The sequence below is a fragment of the Pseudomonas sp. MPB03 genome (genome assembly GCF_046605385.1).
In the GTDB taxonomy this organism is placed as follows: Bacteria; Pseudomonadota; Gammaproteobacteria; order Pseudomonadales; family Pseudomonadaceae; genus Aquipseudomonas; species Aquipseudomonas zanjanensis.
This window is the reverse complement of the sequence record NZ_CP176770.1, coordinates 4,745,590-4,764,234: the sequence shown is the minus strand read 5'-3', so window position 1 is coordinate 4,764,234 and position 18,645 is coordinate 4,745,590. Positions and strand designations below refer to the sequence as shown.

The window sequence follows — 18,645 nt, the reverse complement described above, 5'->3', positions numbered from 1 at the left end:
GCAAACGGTCTTCTCTCGAATGAAGGCGTGGGGTCAGTGCCGGTGCTGGCGGGTTACGCCGGCATCGTATTGCGCGACGATCTGCCGCCAGCCAGCGGCGGACAAAGCCGCGTCGTCCAGGGTGGTGGGCGTCGCGAGGCCCTTGCCGCGGTTGAGCCAGATGTCCGGGGCGGCGTTGGACGCTTCGCCGATGCGCATCAGAAACGAACCAGCCACGGACGAATTGGCACTGGCGCCGAAGTAGGCCTGGTCCTGCAGCTGTTGCCAGGCATGGCCGCCGCGGCTGACGGAACTGGCGTCCTGGGCGAATGGCGCAAAGCCTTCCTCGGCCAGGGTCTGCGGGGCGGGCAGGGTGTGTTGGTCTTCGCGCAGCAAGCGGATTTCATCCAGGGTCACCCGCAGGTCGGCATAGATACCTTGCTCGGCGGCGCTGAGGTCGCGGCGGGCGTCGAGTTGGTTCGAGGCCAGGTGAGGGGCCTCTTCGGCTTTGCCATGCCACGCCACCACGGACCCGGCCACCAGCGCGATGACCAGGCACAGCAACAACACATACAGGGTTTCATGACCCGCGCCGGCGGGACGGATGACTTGAGTCGTGGCGTTGCTCATGGGGCCTCGATGTCGGCTTGGTCGATTTCCACCACGTGGCCGGGGCCGGCGTCGAAGAGTACGTAGAATTCAGCGTTCGGTTTCTTGAAGGTCAGCTTCGAGTCGGCGCCGAGCTTGCCCGGGACGAGGATGGTTTCGTCATAACCGATCACGTCGAGGGTCACCCCCGGCGCACCGCTGCCGTCGGAAAAACCACCGGTGCATTGGATCTGCTCGGCGTCGATGGCCTTGCACTCGCACATCGGGTTGTGGGCCAGGACGCTGGTGCTTGCGCCCGCGCATAACAGCAGCGCCAGGCCCTTGGATAAGGCGCGAAGGGTCATGGTTTGGCTCCTTGATTCTTCAGCCAGGCAACAGTGGCCGGGGAGGCCTGGCTCAGGGGGATGGAAGCCTGATGCATCGAACCGTCCCAACCCTCCAGGGTTATCCACAGTTCGGCGTCGGGCTGGGTCTTTGCCGGGACGGGCAACAAGGCACCCATACGGTAGGGCGAGCCGAAGAAAATCACCCCGGCGGCCCTAAGGCTGCGAGGTTTGCCGATGCGCAGGTAGGTGGCCTTGACCTGGCCGATACAGCTTTGGCACAGAGCCGCGTTGAAGTGTTTCATGGGGCCGGCAGGCCCTTGGATGCGTGGGGCTTCGTTGCGAAATTCCGCCAGGCGCAGGCTCCAGGGTCCGACCTGGACTTCGCCGACTTCCCGCTCGCCCAGCCCGGCATCACCGCGGAACAGCGCGGCTTCGGAGAGGTATTTAGGCATGAACCCCAGGGGGATCAGCAGCAACAGCACGTTGAGGTGGAAGCGCCATTTATGCCAGAACAGGCTCAGGCGCGACGGTGATGAAGCGGCATTGGATGGGGTCACAGGCTGCCCTCCGACGATTCGCGGTGGACGGACGGTTGCAATGCCTGCGTGAGGCGGGCGCCACGGGTAGGTTTCTGGCTACGCTTGAAGGCATTGGCGGTGGCCAGGGCCGTGCGTTTGGTCCAGATCAGCAGCCCGCTGAGGACCATCATGCTCATGATCAAACCGAAGAAAAACCAGATGAGCTTGATCCAGAGGCCGCCGAAATCCCCGGTGTGCAAGGGCCGCATGGATTCGGTGACGAACTCCAGGGTCGTGCGATCGGACAGCAGCCGCGAGGCGGCCACGTCACCGTTGTAGGGGTTGATGGTGGCAGTCTGGAACATCAGTGGATACCAGCCGCGGCCGCCGATTTCCAGATGGCTATAGGCATTGGCGGGCAGGCTGATGAAACTTGCTTCCAGTCCCGGGATGCGTTGCTGGGCGATTTCAATGGCTCGGTCCAGGTTCAACAGCGGGGGAGGCAGGCCGTCGACGGACAACGGCACGTTTTCACGGGCCACCACCGGGATGACCGGTTCGCTGGAAATGGAAATCTGGTTGTCGCCCAGCAAGGCCTGGATCAGGAACCAGGTGCCGGTGACGGAGATGACCGCGATGAACCAGATCGACCAGATCCCGCTGAGCCGGTGGAAATCACCCCAGAAAATCCGCGCGCCATGGCGGATTCGCAGGGTCGGACGCAAGAAGCCTTTCCAGAAACGCTTGTAGACCACCAGCCCCGTCACCAGTGACGCGAGCAACGGCAGGCCCAGGAACGACACCAGGTACCAGCCCCAGCTGTAGCCGTTGGTGAACGGCACCAGCCACCAGCCATGCAGGGCGCGGGTGAAGGCCTGGAAGTTGAACGTCGGCGCCGAGCCCTGGATGGCGCCGCTGTACGGGTTGACGTAGACCGTGTCGGGACGTCCGTCAGGGTAGGTCACGCCGACTTCCAGGGCAAAATGCGACTCGTCCGGGCGAATGATGTTTTGCACCTGGGTTTGCGGCTGGGCCTGCTTGATCGCGCTGATGATCTGGTCGTAGCTGAGCAGCGCGGCATCGTCCGAGGGCTTGCTGGCGCGCATCTCAGGGTTGACGAGCCAGACGATCTCCTGGCTGACCACCGCCAGGGTGCCGGTGACACAGACAATGAGCACGAAGAACCAGATGGGCAATGCCAGCCAGCTATGGACCAGGAACCAGAGTTTGGAGCGGGATTTCTTCGACATGATTGAACGTCTTGATTCGATGAAAGGTTCCGTATTACGGGCTTCGTAATACCCGTGAACCCAAAAAGCAGGCCGTGGCTTTTGCCGACGCGGCCTGCTGCATCTAATTAAGACGAACGAGCGATCCCAATCCTGAAGGGAAAGATGAAAGAAAATGTTTCGCGTGGTAGGAACTGCCGAAGGCTGCGATCTTTCGCTTGAGACTCAAGTGTCTGGGGAAAGATCGCAGCCTCGTTGCACTCGGCAGCTCCTACAGGGGGGCGAACCAGTGGATACCAGTCAAGTCAGCCTTGTTGAAACATCTCCCTGGCCCGTTGCTCGATCTGTTCCTGGCTCAGATCCTCTTTGTGTGTCGCCAGGAACCATAGATGCCCATAGGGATCCTTCAAGGTGCCGGTGCGATCCCCATAGAACTGGTCCTTGACCTCGGAAATCACCGTGCCGCCCGCGGCAATGGCCTGGGCGAATGCGCTGTCCACATCTTCGACATAGAGATGCAGGCCGACCGATGGCGATGTGTCCGGGTTACTCAGCGGGCCTTGATCGCAAGGGGTGCCGAGCATGATCGGATATCCGTTGATCCGCAGTTCGGCATGCCCGATGCCGCCATCAGGCATGGCCAGGCGCATGACCTCGGTGGCATTGAAGGCTTTTTTATAGAAGTCGATGGCTTCGGCGGCTTTTTGAATGCCCAGGTAGGGGGTGATGTTATGGAAACCTTCGGGAATAGCGTTGACGCCCATGACGTTTCTCCTTTTGTTATGGGAGGCGAAGAGAGTCTTCGTCGATTTGCGCCCCTCCACTATAGGCCAGCGAGCCTGGGTGGGCGTGGAGCCCGACGAACGCTTCAGGGCTGTTCCAGCAGATGGGCTCCCGGCCCGTGCTGGCCCAGCACATCGCCCTGATTGCGCAGCGGACACGCTTCCATCGACAGGCATCCGCAGCCAATGCAGCCGTTGAGTCGATCACGCAGCGCCATCAATTGGCTGATGCGCTCGTCCAGGTCCCGGCTCCACTGCGCCGACAAGGTCTGCCAGTCGGCGGCCGTTGGGGCACGGTTGTCCGGCAGTTTTTTCAACGCCTCGCCGATCTCCGCCAAGGGAATGCCCAGGCGCTGGGCGACCTTGATCAGTGCCACGCGGCGCAATACCGCCCGTGGATAACGACGTTGGTTGCCCTGATTGCGCGTGCTTTTGATCAGCCCCTTGGATTCGTAGAAGTGCAGGGCAGTCACCGCCACGCCGCTGCGGGCGGCCACTTGGCCGACGGTGAGTTCCTTGTGGACATCGATTTGCGCCATCGCCTCAATTCACTGCTTGACCTTGACTTAACTAGAGGTTTTACCCTGCACGCCTTCGGATCGCAAGATCCGCCTGACCTGCATAGGGGACCTTTCATGCAATCGCCAAGGAACAATCGCAGTTTCACCCAACTGATGGAATTCGACATCGAACCTCAATGGCAGCAGGCGCTGGTCACGGCCTTGTCGGAACAGACCGAGCGCCTGGCCCGGGACCACCAGGGTTTCCTGAGTGCGAGTATCCAGGCCAGCGAGGATGGTCGGCGCGTGCTCAACTATTTGCAGTGGCAAACCCGCGAGGCCGGCGAGGCGGCGCTTCGAAGCTTCGAAAGTGGCGACTCGGGTTTCTGGCGGCTGATCCAGGTTCATCGAGCCAAAGCCGTCACATTCGGCTCGTTCCAGGTGCTACGCAACATTGAGCGCAGCCTGGACAACGCGCTGCATTGCCAGTTGGTCGATTAAGCGCAACGGCTGATCCAAGTAGGCAATACCCACTATCGAGAGGGTTGATTTCTGCAGCGCAAGGCCGGCGGGTAGCCTTTGTTCATCGCCCAACTCCAGAACACCGGACACCTGCCATGAACCGTACCTTAGCTGTTTTGCTGCTGTTGGCCGCCACCCTCTTGGGCGGCTGCGCCAGCTCCTCCCCGGAGCTGCGCCCCTACACCGCCGACGAGACTCGCGAGCTGGCCCTTGAAGCCTTGAATCGCCGAGGCCTTTCGTTCGAGGAGTACCACGCAAAGAAAGCCGAGCTGCTCGGCTCGTCACCGAAAAACGTGGGGTTCGACGATCAAGGCCAGATGAGCGCCGAGCAGGTCGTGCAACAGCCAGGCCGGTCAAGCTAAGGACTGTACCGCTCAAAGTTTTGCCTAACTGTCCGTGGGTTTGGGCCAGGACGTGGGGTAGGGTCGTGACTTGACTGACCGCCCCTGATGGACTGACCTGACATGACCCTTTCGCTTGACCTGCTGCTGGGCTTCGCCCTGTTTGCCCTGGTGACTTCGATCACGCCCGGCCCTAACAACACCATGTTGTTGGCCTCGGGTGTCAATTTCGGTTTCAACCGCACCATTCCGCACATGCTGGGCATTACCTGCGGCTTCTTTTCCCTGGTGCTGGCGGTAGGCCTTGGCCTGGGTGCGGTGTTCCAGACATATCCACTGCTCTATACCGCGCTGCGCTACATCGGCGCCGCATACCTGTTGTACCTGGCGTGGAAAATTGCCCACTCCGGTCCGGTTTCGGACAGCCAGCCGGGGAACAATACGCCGATCAGCTACTGGGGCGCCGCGGCGTTCCAATGGGTCAATCCCAAGGCCTGGATCATGGCCATCGGTGCCATCAGCACCTACACGCCACTTCAAGGCTACTTCTTCAATGTGCTGGTGATTGCGGCGGTGTTTGCCTTGATCAACCTGCCAAGCGTGAGCCTGTGGGTGGTGTGCGGCAGCCTGTTGCGCAACCTGTTGCGGGACCGTCGCTGGTTGCGCGTGTTCAACTGGGGCATGGCGCTGTTGTTGGTCGCTTCGATGTATCCGTTGCTGCTCGAAAGCATCAGTTGAGGGCTGAGCTTCGACGCGATGCCTGCTAAGCTCGCTGTTCAGGAGCGTTCCTACGCACTTTTAAACGAAGTCCGACTTCTTTAAGGTCTTTGATCAGGTATTGCTAGTCTCGAACCCAACGAGGGCGCCTGATCCCGGAGCAGGCTCTGCGAGTTTCCTATGAATAAACGTCCTTTGTATTTCGATTATGCCGCCACCACGCCGGTGGATGAGCGGGTCATCCGAGTCATGGTCGAGTGCCTGGGTTTTGACGGCAACTTTGGCAACCCGGCTTCCAGTTCCCACGCCTTCGGCCAGGAGGCCCGGCGCTCGGTGGAGCGTGCCCGCCAGCAGGTGGCGCAATTGGTGGGGGCCCAGCCCGAACAGATCGTCTGGACGTCCGGCGCCACCGAATCCAACAACCTGGCCCTCAAGGGTGTGGCCCAGTCACGCGGTGCTTGCGCCGGCCACATCATCACCAGCCTGATCGAGCACAAGGCGATTCTCGATACGGCGCGCCAACTCGAAGAGAGCGGCGTCGCGGTCACCTGGTTGGCGCCGGACGCCGAGGGGCTGGTCAGCCCACAGGCGGTTCGCGAGGCGTTGCGTGAAGACACGTTCCTGGTGTCGCTGATGCTGGTGAACAACGAGCTGGGCACCGTCAACGACGTCATCGCCATCGGCGAGATCGTTCGCCAGCACGGTGCGTTGTTTCATGTGGACGCCGCCCAAGGCGCCGGCAAGGTACAGATCGACCTGTCCCACTGGCCGGTGGACCTGATGTCTTTTTCCGCGCATAAAATCTACGGCCCCAAGGGCATCGGTGCGCTCTACGTCGGCGACCGTGCCCGGCCACGGCTGTCGGCGCAGATTCATGGCGGTGGCCATGAGGGCGGTTTGCGTTCCGGAACCCTGGCGACCCACCAGATTGCCGCCATGGGCGCCGCATTCGAATTGGCAGCCACGGCATTTGACGAAGAACTCGCTAAAGTCGCCCGATTGCGCAATCGTTTGCTCGAGCCGCTGCTGGCCTTGCCCGGAGTGTGTATAAACGGCAGTGCAAGCTGCCGGATTCCCCACACACTGAGCCTGACGTTCAACGAAGGTGAGTTCAATCCGGCGACATTGGGCGCATCGATTGCGTTTTCCGCGACCTCGGCCTGCAATTCGGCGCAGAACACGCCGTCCCACGTGCTGCTGGCCCTGGGTCACGATGCCCGGGCGGCCGGGCGGACCATTCGCTTGAGCTTGGGGCGCTTTACCACCGAGCAGGATATCGATGAGGCGGTGCGGTTGATCAAGGCCGCGTGCGCGACTGCGCCGGCATTCTGGGTCACCACTCAATAAGCCGTCTTCGGCATCGAACAACAATTTCAATGAGCAGGAGAAACAATGAGCACCGAGCCTTTGCCCCATGGACTGGTTCCCCAGCGTCTGGCCCGAATCCGCCAACTGATGAGCCGAGAGGGCGTTCACGCATTGCTGGTGCCATCGGCCGACCCGCATCTGTCTGAATACCTGCCGGGTTATTGGCAGGGACGACAATGGTTGTCGGGGTTCCATGGCTCGGTGGGTACCTTGATCGTAACCGGCAGTTTCGCCGGTGTCTGGGCTGACAGCCGTTATTGGGAGCAGGCGACCAAGGAGCTGGAGGGCAGCGGTATCGAGTTGGTCAAGCTCATTCCGGGCCAGTCCGGTCCGCTGGACTGGCTGGCCGAACAAACGCCCGAGGGCGGGGTGGTCGCGGTCGATGGTGCAGTCATGGCCGTGGCCTCGGCCCGCACCCTGGGCGGCAAGCTCGCCGAACGCGGCGCGCGGTTGCGCACCGACATAGACCTGCTCAAGGAAGTCTGGACCGATCGCCCGAGTTTGCCGGATCAACCGGTCTACGCCCATTTGCCGCCCCAGGCGACCGTCAGCCGCGTCGAAAAGCTCGCCAAGTTGCGCGAATCCCTCCAGGAGCGTGGTGCCGACTGGCATTTCATCGCCACGCTGGACGACATCGCCTGGTTGTTCAACCTGCGCGGTGCGGATGTGTCGTTCAACCCGGTGTTCGTCTCCTTTGCCTTGATTAGCCAGCAGCAGGCAACGCTGTTCGTGGCCCTGGACAAGGTTGACGCACCGTTGCGGGCCGTTCTGGCGCAGGACGGCGTGACCCTGCGTGATTACAGCGAAGCCGCCGCCGCGTTGCGTGAAGTGCCGGACGGCGCGAGCCTGCAGATCGATCCGGCGAGGGTGACGGTCGGCTTGCTGGATAACCTGGGCAGCGGCGTGAAGCTGGTCGAAGGCCTGAATCCAACGACGCTGGCTAAATCGCGCAAAAGCCTGGCCGACGCCGAGCACATCCGTCGCGCCATGGAGCAGGACGGCGCGGCGCTCTGTGAGTTTTTCGCCTGGCTGGAAGGGGCCTGGGGCCGCGAGCGCATCACCGAGCTGACCATCGACGAGCACCTGACCGCCGCCCGCACGCGTCGGCCAGACTTCGTCTCCCTGAGTTTCAACACCATCGCTGCCTTTAACGCCAACGGCGCGATGCCTCATTACCACGCGACGGAAGAAGCCCATGCGGTCATCGAAGGTGATGGCCTGTTGCTGATCGATTCCGGCGGCCAGTACTTGGGAGGCACCACGGACATCACCCGTATGGTGCCGGTCGGAACACCCACCGCTGAGCAGAAACGTGATTGCACGCGCGTGCTCAAGGGGGTGATTGCCCTGTCCCGGGCCAAATTTCCGCGGGGTATTCTTTCGCCCTTGCTCGATGCCATTGCTCGGGCGCCGATCTGGGCGGAGCAGGTCGATTACGGCCACGGCACCGGCCATGGCGTAGGCTATTTCCTCAATGTCCACGAAGGCCCGCAGGTGATTGCCTATCAAGCCGCTGCCGCGCCGCAAACGGCGATGCAGGCCGGGATGATCACCTCGATCGAACCGGGCACTTATCGTCCCGGCCGCTGGGGTGTGCGCATCGAGAACCTGGTGTTGAACCGCGAAGCCGGAAGCAGCGAGTTCGGTGAGTTCCTTAAGTTCGAAACCCTCACCCTGTGCCCGATCGACACCCGCTGCCTGGAACCTTCGCTGCTGACCCAGGATGAAAAAGACTGGTTCAACGCCTACCATGCCGAGGTTCAGCGTCGATTGAGCCCATTGCTGGACGGTGACGCACTGCAATGGCTCAACACCCGGACGATGGCGATCTGATCTATAGGATCAGGCGAGGGCTTCACGGACGAAGTCCAGCCGATCCTGGCCGAAAAACAGCTCGTCGCCGACAAACATGCTCGGGGCGCCAAATATGCCCCGGCCGATGGCTGCTTCGGTGGCGCTCTTGAGTGCTTGTTTAACCTGCTCGTCGTTCGTCAGGGCCAGCACGTAGTCGGCGTCGAAACCGCCTTCGTTCAGGACCGATGCGACCGTCGCCGGGTCATTGAGGTTGCGGGCGTCCACCCAAAAGGCGCGGAACAGGCAATCGACGAATGCCTCGAAGCGTTCGGGGTGGCGCAGTTGCATGCCGGTCACTGCGCGCATCAGCAACAGTGTGTTGACGGGAAAGTGTGGATTGAACTGGAACGCGACGCCGTAGCGTTTGGCGAAGCGATTCAGATCCTTGAATAGGTAAGGGTTCTTGGCCGGCACTGTTGCCGGCGATGCGTTGCCGGTCGCCTTGAAGACGCCCCCCAATAACATCGGACGGTAGATCAACTGGCTGTTTGTCTGTGCACACAGCGTTGGCAGCTGGGTGTAGGCCAGGTACGTCGTCGGACTGCCCAGATCGAAGTAAAACTCCACGGATTTGCTCATGGTAACTGTGCTCTTGTTGTTATGAGGGGAGGGGTTACCAGCGTTCGCTCCAGGGGCGCAGGTCCAGCTCGAAGGTCCAGGCGTCGCGGGGTTGGCTGTGCAGGTACCAATAATTGTCGGCAATGTGTTCGGGGTTCAGGATGCCGTCCTGATCCTTGGTGGCATACTTTTCCGGGAAGTTATCGCGGATGAAGTCGGTGTCGATAGCGCCGTCCACCACCACATGAGCCACATGGATATTCAGCGGCCCCAGTTCACGGGCCATGCTTTGGGCCAGCGCCCGAATGCCATGCTTGGCCCCCGCGAATGCGGCGAACCCCGAAGCGCCGCGTAATCCCGCTGTTGCCCCGGTAAACAGGATTGTCCCGCGCTGGCGCTTGACCATGCGCTTGGCCACTTCCCGTGCATTGAGAAAGCCTGAGAAGCAGGCCATTTCCCAGATCTTGAAATACTTGCGCGCGGTTTCTTCAAGGATGCTGCAGGGGACGTTGGCGCCGATGTTGAACACAAAGGCTTCGATCGGGCCGATCTGGTTCTCGATTTGCTCGATGAGTGCGATCACGTCGTCTTCTTTGCGTGCATCACAGGCGAACCCGTGGGCTTCGCCGCCTTCGGCGCGGATGCCGTTGACCAGCGGCTCGAGTTTATCGGCGCTGCGACGGGTCACACAGGCCACGTAACCTTCCTCGGCGAAGCGTCTGGCGATCGCTCCGCCAGTGGCATCGCCTGCGCCAACAACCAGTACGACCTTCTTGTTATTCATGGTTAGCCTCATTGGTAAACGATCGTTAACTAAACGGACGTTATGCTAAGATCCGGCAAGCGTCAAGGTGAGCGATCAGGGGCAGGACCATGCGATATTCAGCCAATCACAAAATGGAAACCCGCGAGAAACTGCTCGCCAGCAGTGCCGTATCCGCCAAGAAATCAGGTTTCTCCACGGTCGGTGTCGATGGCCTGATGAAAGCGATCGGGTTGAGCGGCGGCGCGTTCTACAGCCACTTCTCATCCAAGGATGAGCTGTTCAAGGCCATTGTTGAGCGGGAACTGGCCCAAAGCCTCGACCGCTTGAGCGGCGACGGCGCCATGGACTCGATGAAACTGGAGCGCTGCCTCAAGCAATACTTGAGCATGAGCCATGTCGAGCAGCCCGAGGCAGGGTGTGCGTTGCCGGTACTGGGCGCTGAGATCGCACGATCAGATGCCCAAGTGAGGGAGGCGGCGCAAACGTGGATCTGCCGTTTGCATGAAAGTTGGGCGCGGATATTGGGAAGCGACAGCCTGGCCTGGGCCATTCTGTCTCAATGCGTGGGGGCATTGGTGGTTGCGCGGATGTTGGTCTCGCCGCAGGTCCAGCGTGACGTCCTCAGGTCCAGCCATGAGGAAATCAGTCGTCGAATGGCCGAACAAGGGCTCGACTAAGGTCGCTTATTTGCAGATGACAATCATGCTGCGGCTGGTATAGCCGGCGGGGTTGAGGCCGAAGGGATAATCCCCGGGTTCTTCGACGGCGTCGCCGGACTTGGCAATGACCTTGTAACCCTTGGGAGCGCATGAGTTGGCGGCGCTGGCGGCGCACTGGTTCCAGGATGAGGACAGGCCGGAGCAGTTGATGTGCAGGCCTTTTTTGCCGCGCTTGACTTCTGTTTTCGATGTCGCCGCACAGCCCGCTACTGCAAGTACGGCGATCAGTATCAAAATTCGTTTCATTCCCGTCCTTATAATCGCCGCGGATCTTGTGTCCGCGTACGATCGTGTTCGCTCTTGCGTAAAGCGTTCATGACGTCCTGTATGAAAAAATCCATGTCTGACATTAGGTTACGGACCTAAACATGGCCTAAATGCGCGGCAAATACCAGAGCTTCGTTAAATCCTGCTTCAATCTGCCGCGACGGCAGGCTTTGCCGTATTAGCCATGGTCAGCGTTGCACCCACCGACGCGAGGATGATGCAGGTGATGGCCATCCACTGGGCCAGGGACAAGTACTCCTGGAGAAAGACGAGCCCCGACAAGGCTGCGATTGCCGGTTCGATGCTCATCAGGGTGCCGAAGGTACGGGCAGGCATTCGAGTCAGGGAAATCATTTCCAATGTATAGGGCAGGGCTGTGGACAGGATGGCGACGCCGATGGCGATTGGAATCAGGCTCGGTGTGAGCAGTGCGGCGCCCGCGTGGACAATGCCGATGGGCGCGACGAACAGGGCCGCGATCATGACCCCCAGTGCAGCGGTCTGCACACCATTGTCCGCACCGGCTTTCTGGCCAAACAGGATGTACAACGCCCAGCAGAAACCGGCACCGAGTGCGTAGCCGGCACCCACCAGGTCGATACTGGCGCTGGTCGCGCCGGTCGGTATGAGCAGCAACAGACCCACCACTGCCAGGGCAATCCAGAGAAAGTCGATGGCCCGGCGCGAGGCGTAAATGGCGACTGCCAGAGGCCCGGTGAATTCCAATGCAACGGCGATGCCCAGCGGAACGGTACGAACTGACATATAGAAGAGGAAATTCATGCCGCCCAGTGCCATCCCATAGACGATCACCGTGCGCAGGGACTGGGCGGTGAGCTTGGCGCGCCAGGGGCGTAGCATCAACAGCATGATGAGGCTGGCAAAGATGAGTCGCAGCGTCGTCGTGCCTTGTGCGCCCACTACCGGGAACATGCTTTTGGCGAGGGAAGCCCCCGCTTGAATGGAAGCCATGGCTATTAATAGCAAGGCAACCGGGTACAGGGTGGAAGCCAGGTTGCGATGTGAGAGGGGGGTCATTGCGAAGTGTCGTCCAGAGTAAGTGCGGAGAAGCTGAGTTGAGCAGTATATTGCGCATATGCAGCGATTCCGTCTATATAGCGGCCCTATTTAAGTGCCGTCTCGACGCGTTAGATAGAAAAATCAAATTAAGGGTTGACGGCAGATTCTGGAAGTCTATAATTCGCCCCACTTCCGGCGCAGTCGAAACGGAAAACTCCTTGAGTTTCAATGAGTTAAGTAGGTTTCGAGAGTGTTGGGCTTCAGTTCATCGAGGCCCGGAAGGAGCAGGTAGAGCGGTGATGTTTGGCTCTATCGGCGGTTCGATCTTCTCGGTCGAAAGCGGTGAAAAAGAGGTGTTGACAGCAGCGAGTAACGCTGTAGAATTCGCCTCCCGCTAACGAGAGATCGGAAGCGCAAGTGGTTGAAGTTGTTGATGTTTCCGAAGCGAAACTTTGAAAACTTCTTAAAATAACCGCTTGACAGATACACGGGGCGCTGTAGAATGCGCGCCTCGGTTGAGACGAAAGACTCAGCCAACCGCTCTTTAACAACTGAATCAAGCAATTCGTGTGGGTGCTTGTGGAGTCAGACTGCTAGTCAACAGATTATCAGCATCACAAGTTACTCCGCGAGAAATCAAAGATGTAACCAACGATTGCTGAGCCAAGTTTAGGGTTTTCTCAAAACCCAAAGATGTTTGAACTGAAGAGTTTGATCATGGCTCAGATTGAACGCTGGCGGCAGGCCTAACACATGCAAGTCGAGCGGTAGAGAGGTGCTTGCACCTCTTGAGAGCGGCGGACGGGTGAGTAATGCCTAGGAATCTGCCTGGTAGTGGGGGATAACGCTCGGAAACGGACGCTAATACCGCATACGTCCTACGGGAGAAAGCAGGGGACCTTCGGGCCTTGCGCTATCAGATGAGCCTAGGTCGGATTAGCTAGTTGGTGGGGTAATGGCTCACCAAGGCGACGATCCGTAACTGGTCTGAGAGGATGATCAGTCACACTGGAACTGAGACACGGTCCAGACTCCTACGGGAGGCAGCAGTGGGGAATATTGGACAATGGGCGAAAGCCTGATCCAGCCATGCCGCGTGTGTGAAGAAGGTCTTCGGATTGTAAAGCACTTTAAGTTGGGAGGAAGGGCATTAACCTAATACGTTAGTGTTTTGACGTTACCGACAGAATAAGCACCGGCTAACTCTGTGCCAGCAGCCGCGGTAATACAGAGGGTGCAAGCGTTAATCGGAATTACTGGGCGTAAAGCGCGCGTAGGTGGTTCGTTAAGTTGGATGTGAAAGCCCCGGGCTCAACCTGGGAACTGCATTCAAAACTGTCGAGCTAGAGTATGGTAGAGGGTGGTGGAATTTCCTGTGTAGCGGTGAAATGCGTAGATATAGGAAGGAACACCAGTGGCGAAGGCGACCACCTGGACTGATACTGACACTGAGGTGCGAAAGCGTGGGGAGCAAACAGGATTAGATACCCTGGTAGTCCACGCCGTAAACGATGTCAACTAGCCGTTGGGAGCCTTGAGCTCTTAGTGGCGCAGCTAACGCATTAAGTTGACCGCCTGGGGAGTACGGCCGCAAGGTTAAAACTCAAATGAATTGACGGGGGCCCGCACAAGCGGTGGAGCATGTGGTTTAATTCGAAGCAACGCGAAGAACCTTACCAGGCCTTGACATCCAATGAACTTTCCAGAGATGGATTGGTGCCTTCGGGAACATTGAGACAGGTGCTGCATGGCTGTCGTCAGCTCGTGTCGTGAGATGTTGGGTTAAGTCCCGTAACGAGCGCAACCCTTGTCCTTAGTTACCAGCACGTAATGGTGGGCACTCTAAGGAGACTGCCGGTGACAAACCGGAGGAAGGTGGGGATGACGTCAAGTCATCATGGCCCTTACGGCCTGGGCTACACACGTGCTACAATGGTCGGTACAGAGGGTTGCCAAGCCGCGAGGTGGAGCTAATCCCACAAAACCGATCGTAGTCCGGATCGCAGTCTGCAACTCGACTGCGTGAAGTCGGAATCGCTAGTAATCGCGAATCAGAATGTCGCGGTGAATACGTTCCCGGGCCTTGTACACACCGCCCGTCACACCATGGGAGTGGGTTGCACCAGAAGTAGCTAGTCTAACCTTCGGGAGGACGGTTACCACGGTGTGATTCATGACTGGGGTGAAGTCGTAACAAGGTAGCCGTAGGGGAACCTGCGGCTGGATCACCTCCTTAATCGACGACCGCAGCTGCTTCATGAGCTCCCACACGAATTGCTTGATTCATTGAAGAAGACGAAAGAAGCAGCCCGAAATTGGGTCTGTAGCTCAGTTGGTTAGAGCGCACCCCTGATAAGGGTGAGGTCGGCAGTTCGAATCTGCCCAGACCCACCAATTTTGTGTGGGAAACGCCTGTAGAAATACGGGGCCATAGCTCAGCTGGGAGAGCGCCTGCCTTGCACGCAGGAGGTCAGCGGTTCGATCCCGCTTGGCTCCACCACTACTGCTTCGATTGTATAAAGCTTAGAAATGAGCATTCCATCGGTTCGATGGTGAATGTTGATTTCTAGTCTTTGACTAGTTCGTTCTTTAAAAATTTGGGTATGTGATAGAAAGATAGACTGAACGTTACTTTCACTGGTAACGGATCAGGCTAAGGTAAAATTTGTGAGTTCTCTTAGTTGAGAAATTCGAATTTTCGGCGAATGTCGTCTTCACAGTATAACCAGATTGCTTGGGGTTATATGGTCAAGTGAAGAAGCGCATACGGTGGATGCCTTGGCAGTCAGAGGCGATGAAAGACGTGGTAGCCTGCGAAAAGCTTCGGGGAGTCGGCAAACAGACTTTGATCCGGAGATGTCTGAATGGGGGAACCCAGCCATCATAAGATGGTTATCTTGTACTGAATACATAGGTGCAAGAGGCGAACCAGGGGAACTGAAACATCTAAGTACCCTGAGGAAAAGAAATCAACCGAGATTCCCTTAGTAGTGGCGAGCGAACGGGGACTAGCCCTTAAGCTTCTTTGATTTTAGCGGAACGCTCTGGAAAGTGCGGCCATAGTGGGTGATAGCCCTGTACGCGAAAGGATCTTAGAAGTGAAATCGAGTAGGACGGAGCACGAGAAACTTTGTCTGAATATGGGGGGACCATCCTCCAAGGCTAAATACTACTGACTGACCGATAGTGAACTAGTACCGTGAGGGAAAGGCGAAAAGAACCCCGGAGAGGGGAGTGAAATAGATCCTGAAACCGTATGCGTACAAGCAGTGGGAGCCCACTTTGTTGGGTGACTGCGTACCTTTTGTATAATGGGTCAGCGACTTATTTTCAGTGGCGAGCTTAACCGAATAGGGGAGGCGTAGCGAAAGCGAGTCTTAATAGGGCGTCTAGTCGCTGGGAATAGACCCGAAACCGGGCGATCTATCCATGGGCAGGTTGAAGGTTGGGTAACACTAACTGGAGGACCGAACCGACTACCGTTGAAAAGTTAGCGGATGACCTGTGGATCGGAGTGAAAGGCTAATCAAGCTCGGAGATAGCTGGTTCTCCTCGAAAGCTATTTAGGTAGCGCCTCATGTATCACTGTAGGGGGTAGAGCACTGTTTCGGCTAGGGGGTCATCCCGACTTACCAAACCGATGCAAACTCCGAATACCTACAAGTGCCGAGCATGGGAGACACACGGCGGGTGCTAACGTCCGTCGTGAAAAGGGAAACAACCCAGACCGTCAGCTAAGGTCCCAAAGTTATGGTTAAGTGGGAAACGATGTGGGAAGGCTTAGACAGCTAGGAGGTTGGCTTAGAAGCAGCCACCCTTTAAAGAAAGCGTAATAGCTCACTAGTCGAGTCGGCCTGCGCGGAAGATGTAACGGGGCTCAAACCATACACCGAAGCTACGGGTATCACGTAAGTGATGCGGTAGAGGAGCGTTCTGTAAGCCTGTGAAGGTGAGTTGAGAAGCTTGCTGGAGGTATCAGAAGTGCGAATGCTGACATGAGTAACGACAATGGGTGTGAAAAACACCCACGCCGAAAGACCAAGGTTTCCTGCGCAACGTTAATCGACGCAGGGTTAGTCGGTCCCTAAGGCGAGGCTGAAAAGCGTAGTCGATGGAAAACAGGTTAATATTCCTGTACTTCTGGTTATTGCGATGGAGGGACGGAGAAGGCTAGGCCAGCTTGGCGTTGGTTGTCCAAGTTTAAGGTGGTAGGCTGGAATCTTAGGTAAATCCGGGATTCTAAGGCCGAGAGCTGATGACGAGTTACCCTTTGGGTGACGAAGTGGTTGATGCCATGCTTCCAAGAAAAGCTTCTAAGCTTCAGGTAACCAGGAACCGTACCCCAAACCGACACAGGTGGTTGGGTAGAGAATACCAAGGCGCTTGAGAGAACTCGGGTGAAGGAACTAGGCAAAATGGCACCGTAACTTCGGGAGAAGGTGCGCCGGTGAGGGTGAAGCACTTGCTGCGTAAGCCCACGCCGGTCGAAGATACCAGGCCGCTGCGACTGTTTATTAAAAACACAGCACTCTGCAAACACGAAAGTGGACGTATAGGGTGTGACGCCTGCCCGGTGCCGGAAGGTTAATTGATGGGGTTAGCTAACGCGAAGCTCTTGATCGAAGCCCCGGTAAACGGCGGCCGTAACTATAACGGTCCTAAGGTAGCGAAATTCCTTGTCGGGTAAGTTCCGACCTGCACGAATGGCGTAACGATGGCGGCGCTGTCTCCACCCGAGACTCAGTGAAATTGAAATCGCTGTGAAGATGCAGTGTATCCGCGGCTAGACGGAAAGACCCCGTGAACCTTTACTATAGCTTTGCACTGGACTTTGAATTTGCTTGTGTAGGATAGGTGGGAGGCTTTGAAGCGTGGACGCCAGTCTGCGTGGAGCCATCCTTGAAATACCACCCTGGCAACTTTGAGGTTCTAACTCAGGTCCGTTATCCGGATCGAGGACAGTGTATGGTGGGTAGTTTGACTGGGGCGGTCTCCTCCTAAAGAGTAACGGAGGAGTACGAAGGTGCGCTCAGACCGGTCGGAAATCGGTCGTAGAGTATAAAGGCAAAAGCGCGCTTGACTGCGAGACAGACACGTCGAGCAGGTACGAAAGTAGGTCTTAGTGATCCGGTGGTTCTGTATGGAAGGGCCATCGCTCAACGGATAAAAGGTACTCCGGGGATAACAGGCTGATACCGCCCAAGAGTTCATATCGACGGCGGTGTTTGGCACCTCGATGTCGGCTCATCACATCCTGGGGCTGAAGCCGGTCCCAAGGGTATGGCTGTTCGCCATTTAAAGTGGTACGCGAGCTGGGTTTAGAACGTCGTGAGACAGTTCGGTCCCTATCTGCCGTGGACGTTTGAGATTTGAGAGGGGCTGCTCCTAGTACGAGAGGACCGGAGTGGACGAACCTCTGGTGTTCCGGTTGTCACGCCAGTGGCATTGCCGGGTAGCTATGTTCGGGAAAGATAACCGCTGAAAGCATCTAAGCGGGAAACTTGCCTCAAGATGAGATCTCACTGGGACCTTGAGTCCCCTGAAGGGCCGTCGAAGACTACGACGTTGATAGGCAGGGTGTGTAAGCGCTGTGAGGCGTTGAGCTAACCTGTACTAATTGCCCGTGAGGCTTGACCATATAACACCCAAGCAATTTGCTGACTCGAAAGAGCACCAGATTGCGGTGTGTGAAGACGAAACGAACCGAAAGTTCGAATCTCACAAAACACCGAAAGCTGTCACATACCCAATTTGCTGAAGCGAGGCCACCAGGCCACGATTCGGTACCCGAATTTCTTGACGACCATAGAGCATTGGAACCACCTGATCCCATCCCGAACTCAGCAGTGAAACGATGCATCGCCGATGGTAGTGTGGGGTTTCCCCATGTGAGAGTAGGTCATCGTCAAGATTAAATTCCGAAACCCCTATCTGCTGATGCAGGTAGGGGTTTTGTTTTGCCCGCGATAAAAACGCTGACCAAAAAAAGGATGACCTGCAGAGGTCATCCTTTTTTACTTCCTGGCTATCAAGCCTCGGGTACGGGGCAGCTCAGATCCCCCTCCTTGCACTTGAGATAGGTCTTGAATGCCTCGACCCGGGCTTTAGTCTGGGTGGTGATGCAATTGTCATAGATCAGCGGATATACGCTGCCGCCCTCGACGCCAGAGGCGGAGAATTCACATTCTGCGTCACGGAAGCCTATCCAGGCACGCTGTGCCTTGACCAGCATGTTCTTGGCGTCGGGATTGTCCTTCAGGCGTGCGGTGATCTGCTTGTACAAGCTGTTCAGCTCGTGGTCGGCGGCCTTGCTTTCCTTGGCTGCGCACTGGTTCATTTCGCCTTGGGTGATGGCGTTGGCGCAGTCGTCGGCCTTGGCAACAGCGACAAAAAGCAACGGTGTCAGGGCCAGAAGCCAGCGTGGGGACATGTCGGGTCTCTCCTTGAGGGGTGGAAAACGCCGGGGGAGTTTACAACGCTCCATACAGTTTTAACGCCGGCAGCGCTAAACAACTCTCTGATACAACTTTCCGGTTGGCCTTGTGGTCTTACAAGCCTACTGTTGAAACA

At 57.8% G+C, this 18,645-nt stretch carries 17 protein-coding genes, 2 tRNA genes and 3 rRNA genes; 11 read left to right on the top strand and 11 right to left on the bottom strand.

All coding sequences use genetic code 11. The features are described 5' to 3' along the window. Positions 1-33: 33 nt before the first annotated feature. The 6 genes from ACLH0I_RS20380 to soxR form a co-directional block, all read right to left on the bottom strand. Positions 34-609 carry a DUF6162 family protein gene (locus ACLH0I_RS20380; RefSeq protein ID WP_411385225.1) on the bottom strand — a complete coding sequence of 192 codons (576 nt, stop codon included), beginning with the start codon at positions 607-609 and terminating at the stop codon, positions 34-36. Beyond that, positions 606-932: a hypothetical protein gene (locus ACLH0I_RS20375; protein ID WP_186709646.1), complete on the bottom strand. Its 327-nt coding sequence runs from the start codon at positions 930-932 to the stop codon at positions 606-608. Before ACLH0I_RS20375 ends, ACLH0I_RS20380 begins: the two co-directional genes overlap by 4 nt. Then, complete coding sequence (locus ACLH0I_RS20370; RefSeq protein ID WP_250965312.1) at positions 929-1,471, bottom strand: thiamine pyrophosphate-binding protein; 543 nt, start codon at positions 1,469-1,471, stop codon at positions 929-931. Before ACLH0I_RS20370 ends, ACLH0I_RS20375 begins: the two co-directional genes overlap by 4 nt. Further along, the gene (locus ACLH0I_RS20365; RefSeq protein WP_411385224.1) at positions 1,468-2,682 is read right to left on the bottom strand and encodes a PepSY-associated TM helix domain-containing protein; all 1,215 of its coding nucleotides are present in this window, start codon (positions 2,680-2,682) and stop codon (positions 1,468-1,470) included. The genes ACLH0I_RS20370 and ACLH0I_RS20365 overlap by 4 nt, the downstream gene beginning before the upstream one ends. Before the next feature lie 284 nt (positions 2,683-2,966). After that, entirely contained in the window at positions 2,967-3,425 is a 459-nt protein-coding gene (locus ACLH0I_RS20360) for a VOC family protein (RefSeq protein ID WP_186730980.1), read from the bottom strand. Positions 3,426-3,529: 104 nt separating this feature from the next. Further along, positions 3,530-3,982 (bottom strand): redox-sensitive transcriptional activator SoxR, encoded by a 453-nt coding sequence (soxR, locus tag ACLH0I_RS20355; RefSeq protein WP_250965315.1) that lies wholly within the window; start codon positions 3,980-3,982, stop codon positions 3,530-3,532. 96 nt (positions 3,983-4,078) lie between these two features. On the opposite strand from soxR, the gene ACLH0I_RS20350 reads away from it, so the two are divergent. The 5 genes from ACLH0I_RS20350 to ACLH0I_RS20330 all read left to right on the top strand — a co-directional run bounded on the left by ACLH0I_RS20350 (position 4,079) and on the right by ACLH0I_RS20330 (position 8,724). After that, entirely contained in the window at positions 4,079-4,444 is a 366-nt protein-coding gene (locus ACLH0I_RS20350; RefSeq protein WP_186709636.1) for an antibiotic biosynthesis monooxygenase, read from the top strand. A 116-nt stretch (positions 4,445-4,560) separates the two neighbouring features. Continuing rightward, positions 4,561-4,827: a hypothetical protein gene (locus ACLH0I_RS20345; protein ID WP_250965317.1), complete on the top strand. Its 267-nt coding sequence runs from the start codon at positions 4,561-4,563 to the stop codon at positions 4,825-4,827. Between the two features lie 102 nt (positions 4,828-4,929). Continuing rightward, a complete protein-coding gene (locus tag ACLH0I_RS20340) occupies positions 4,930-5,544 on the top strand; it encodes a LysE family translocator (protein ID WP_053123629.1) in 615 nt (204 codons plus the stop codon). A gap of 159 nt (positions 5,545-5,703) precedes the next feature. Next, positions 5,704-6,870 (top strand): cysteine desulfurase family protein, encoded by a 1,167-nt coding sequence (locus ACLH0I_RS20335; protein WP_411385223.1) that lies wholly within the window; start codon positions 5,704-5,706, stop codon positions 6,868-6,870. Positions 6,871-6,915: 45 nt separating this feature from the next. Beyond that, entirely contained in the window at positions 6,916-8,724 is a 1,809-nt protein-coding gene (locus ACLH0I_RS20330) for an aminopeptidase P family protein (protein ID WP_250965319.1), read from the top strand. 9 nt (positions 8,725-8,733) lie between these two features. On the opposite strand, the gene ACLH0I_RS20325 is transcribed toward ACLH0I_RS20330, so the two are convergent. Together ACLH0I_RS20325 and ACLH0I_RS20320 are read right to left on the bottom strand one after the other, a co-directional pair. Then, positions 8,734-9,324 carry a 2-hydroxychromene-2-carboxylate isomerase gene (locus ACLH0I_RS20325; protein WP_250965320.1) on the bottom strand — a complete coding sequence of 197 codons (591 nt, stop codon included), beginning with the start codon at positions 9,322-9,324 and terminating at the stop codon, positions 8,734-8,736. A 34-nt stretch (positions 9,325-9,358) separates the two neighbouring features. Next, positions 9,359-10,087 carry an SDR family oxidoreductase gene (locus ACLH0I_RS20320; RefSeq protein ID WP_250965321.1) on the bottom strand — a complete coding sequence of 243 codons (729 nt, stop codon included), beginning with the start codon at positions 10,085-10,087 and terminating at the stop codon, positions 9,359-9,361. A gap of 89 nt (positions 10,088-10,176) precedes the next feature. Here ACLH0I_RS20320 and ACLH0I_RS20315 point away from each other — a divergent pair, with 89 nt between their 5' ends. Then, entirely contained in the window at positions 10,177-10,746 is a 570-nt protein-coding gene (locus tag ACLH0I_RS20315; RefSeq protein ID WP_250965322.1) for a TetR/AcrR family transcriptional regulator, read from the top strand. Between the two features lie 6 nt (positions 10,747-10,752). Here the strand turns inward: ACLH0I_RS20315 and ACLH0I_RS20310 are convergent, their stop codons facing one another. Further along, entirely contained in the window at positions 10,753-11,034 is a 282-nt protein-coding gene (locus ACLH0I_RS20310; protein ID WP_411385222.1) for a hypothetical protein, read from the bottom strand. Positions 11,035-11,202: 168 nt separating this feature from the next. After that, positions 11,203-12,093, bottom strand: a complete 891-nt coding sequence (gene rhtA, locus ACLH0I_RS20305; RefSeq protein WP_250965323.1) for a threonine/homoserine exporter RhtA — start codon at positions 12,091-12,093, stop codon at positions 11,203-11,205. A 681-nt stretch (positions 12,094-12,774) separates the two neighbouring features. On the opposite strand from rhtA, the gene ACLH0I_RS20300 reads away from it, so the two are divergent. From ACLH0I_RS20300 to rrf, 5 genes are all read left to right on the top strand, one after another. Next, a 16S ribosomal RNA gene (locus tag ACLH0I_RS20300) occupies positions 12,775-14,311 on the top strand. A gap of 81 nt (positions 14,312-14,392) precedes the next feature. Next, positions 14,393-14,469 (top strand) — tRNA-Ile (locus ACLH0I_RS20295). Between the two features lie 30 nt (positions 14,470-14,499). Continuing rightward, positions 14,500-14,575 (top strand) — tRNA-Ala (locus tag ACLH0I_RS20290). A gap of 246 nt (positions 14,576-14,821) precedes the next feature. Next, a 23S ribosomal RNA gene (locus ACLH0I_RS20285) occupies positions 14,822-17,713 on the top strand. Positions 17,714-17,870: 157 nt separating this feature from the next. After that, positions 17,871-17,986: ribosomal RNA gene (rrf, locus tag ACLH0I_RS20280) — 5S ribosomal RNA — on the top strand. Together the 16S, 23S and 5S rRNA genes with 2 tRNA genes alongside form the textbook arrangement of a ribosomal RNA operon. Positions 17,987-18,103: 117 nt before the next feature. On the opposite strand, the gene ACLH0I_RS20275 is transcribed toward rrf, so the two are convergent. Next, the gene (locus ACLH0I_RS20275) at positions 18,104-18,505 is read right to left on the bottom strand and encodes a lysozyme inhibitor LprI family protein (protein WP_250963117.1); all 402 of its coding nucleotides are present in this window, start codon (positions 18,503-18,505) and stop codon (positions 18,104-18,106) included. Between the last annotated feature and the right edge of the window lie 140 nt (positions 18,506-18,645).

What these genes read in the sequence shown, in the direction of transcription:
- ACLH0I_RS20380 (WP_411385225.1), bottom strand. Translation starts at nt 609, where the DNA reads ATGAGCAACGCCACGACTCAAGTCATCCGTCCCGCCGGCGCGGGTCAT.
- ACLH0I_RS20375 (WP_186709646.1), bottom strand. Translation starts at nt 932, where the DNA reads ATGACCCTTCGCGCCTTATCCAAGGGCCTGGCGCTGCTGTTATGCGCG.
- ACLH0I_RS20365 (WP_411385224.1), bottom strand. Translation starts at nt 2,682, where the DNA reads ATGTCGAAGAAATCCCGCTCCAAACTCTGGTTCCTGGTCCATAGCTGG.
- ACLH0I_RS20360 (WP_186730980.1), bottom strand. Translation starts at nt 3,425, where the DNA reads ATGGGCGTCAACGCTATTCCCGAAGGTTTCCATAACATCACCCCCTAC.
- soxR (WP_250965315.1), bottom strand. Translation starts at nt 3,982, where the DNA reads ATGGCGCAAATCGATGTCCACAAGGAACTCACCGTCGGCCAAGTGGCC.
- ACLH0I_RS20350 (WP_186709636.1), top strand. Translation starts at nt 4,079, where the DNA reads ATGCAATCGCCAAGGAACAATCGCAGTTTCACCCAACTGATGGAATTC.
- ACLH0I_RS20345 (WP_250965317.1), top strand. Translation starts at nt 4,561, where the DNA reads ATGAACCGTACCTTAGCTGTTTTGCTGCTGTTGGCCGCCACCCTCTTG.
- ACLH0I_RS20340 (WP_053123629.1), top strand. Translation starts at nt 4,930, where the DNA reads ATGACCCTTTCGCTTGACCTGCTGCTGGGCTTCGCCCTGTTTGCCCTG.
- ACLH0I_RS20335 (WP_411385223.1), top strand. Translation starts at nt 5,704, where the DNA reads ATGAATAAACGTCCTTTGTATTTCGATTATGCCGCCACCACGCCGGTG.
- ACLH0I_RS20330 (WP_250965319.1), top strand. Translation starts at nt 6,916, where the DNA reads ATGAGCACCGAGCCTTTGCCCCATGGACTGGTTCCCCAGCGTCTGGCC.
- ACLH0I_RS20325 (WP_250965320.1), bottom strand. Translation starts at nt 9,324, where the DNA reads ATGAGCAAATCCGTGGAGTTTTACTTCGATCTGGGCAGTCCGACGACG.
- ACLH0I_RS20320 (WP_250965321.1), bottom strand. Translation starts at nt 10,087, where the DNA reads ATGAATAACAAGAAGGTCGTACTGGTTGTTGGCGCAGGCGATGCCACT.
- ACLH0I_RS20315 (WP_250965322.1), top strand. Translation starts at nt 10,177, where the DNA reads ATGCGATATTCAGCCAATCACAAAATGGAAACCCGCGAGAAACTGCTC.
- ACLH0I_RS20310 (WP_411385222.1), bottom strand. Translation starts at nt 11,034, where the DNA reads ATGAAACGAATTTTGATACTGATCGCCGTACTTGCAGTAGCGGGCTGT.
- rhtA (WP_250965323.1), bottom strand. Translation starts at nt 12,093, where the DNA reads ATGACCCCCCTCTCACATCGCAACCTGGCTTCCACCCTGTACCCGGTT.
- ACLH0I_RS20275 (WP_250963117.1), bottom strand. Translation starts at nt 18,505, where the DNA reads ATGTCCCCACGCTGGCTTCTGGCCCTGACACCGTTGCTTTTTGTCGCT.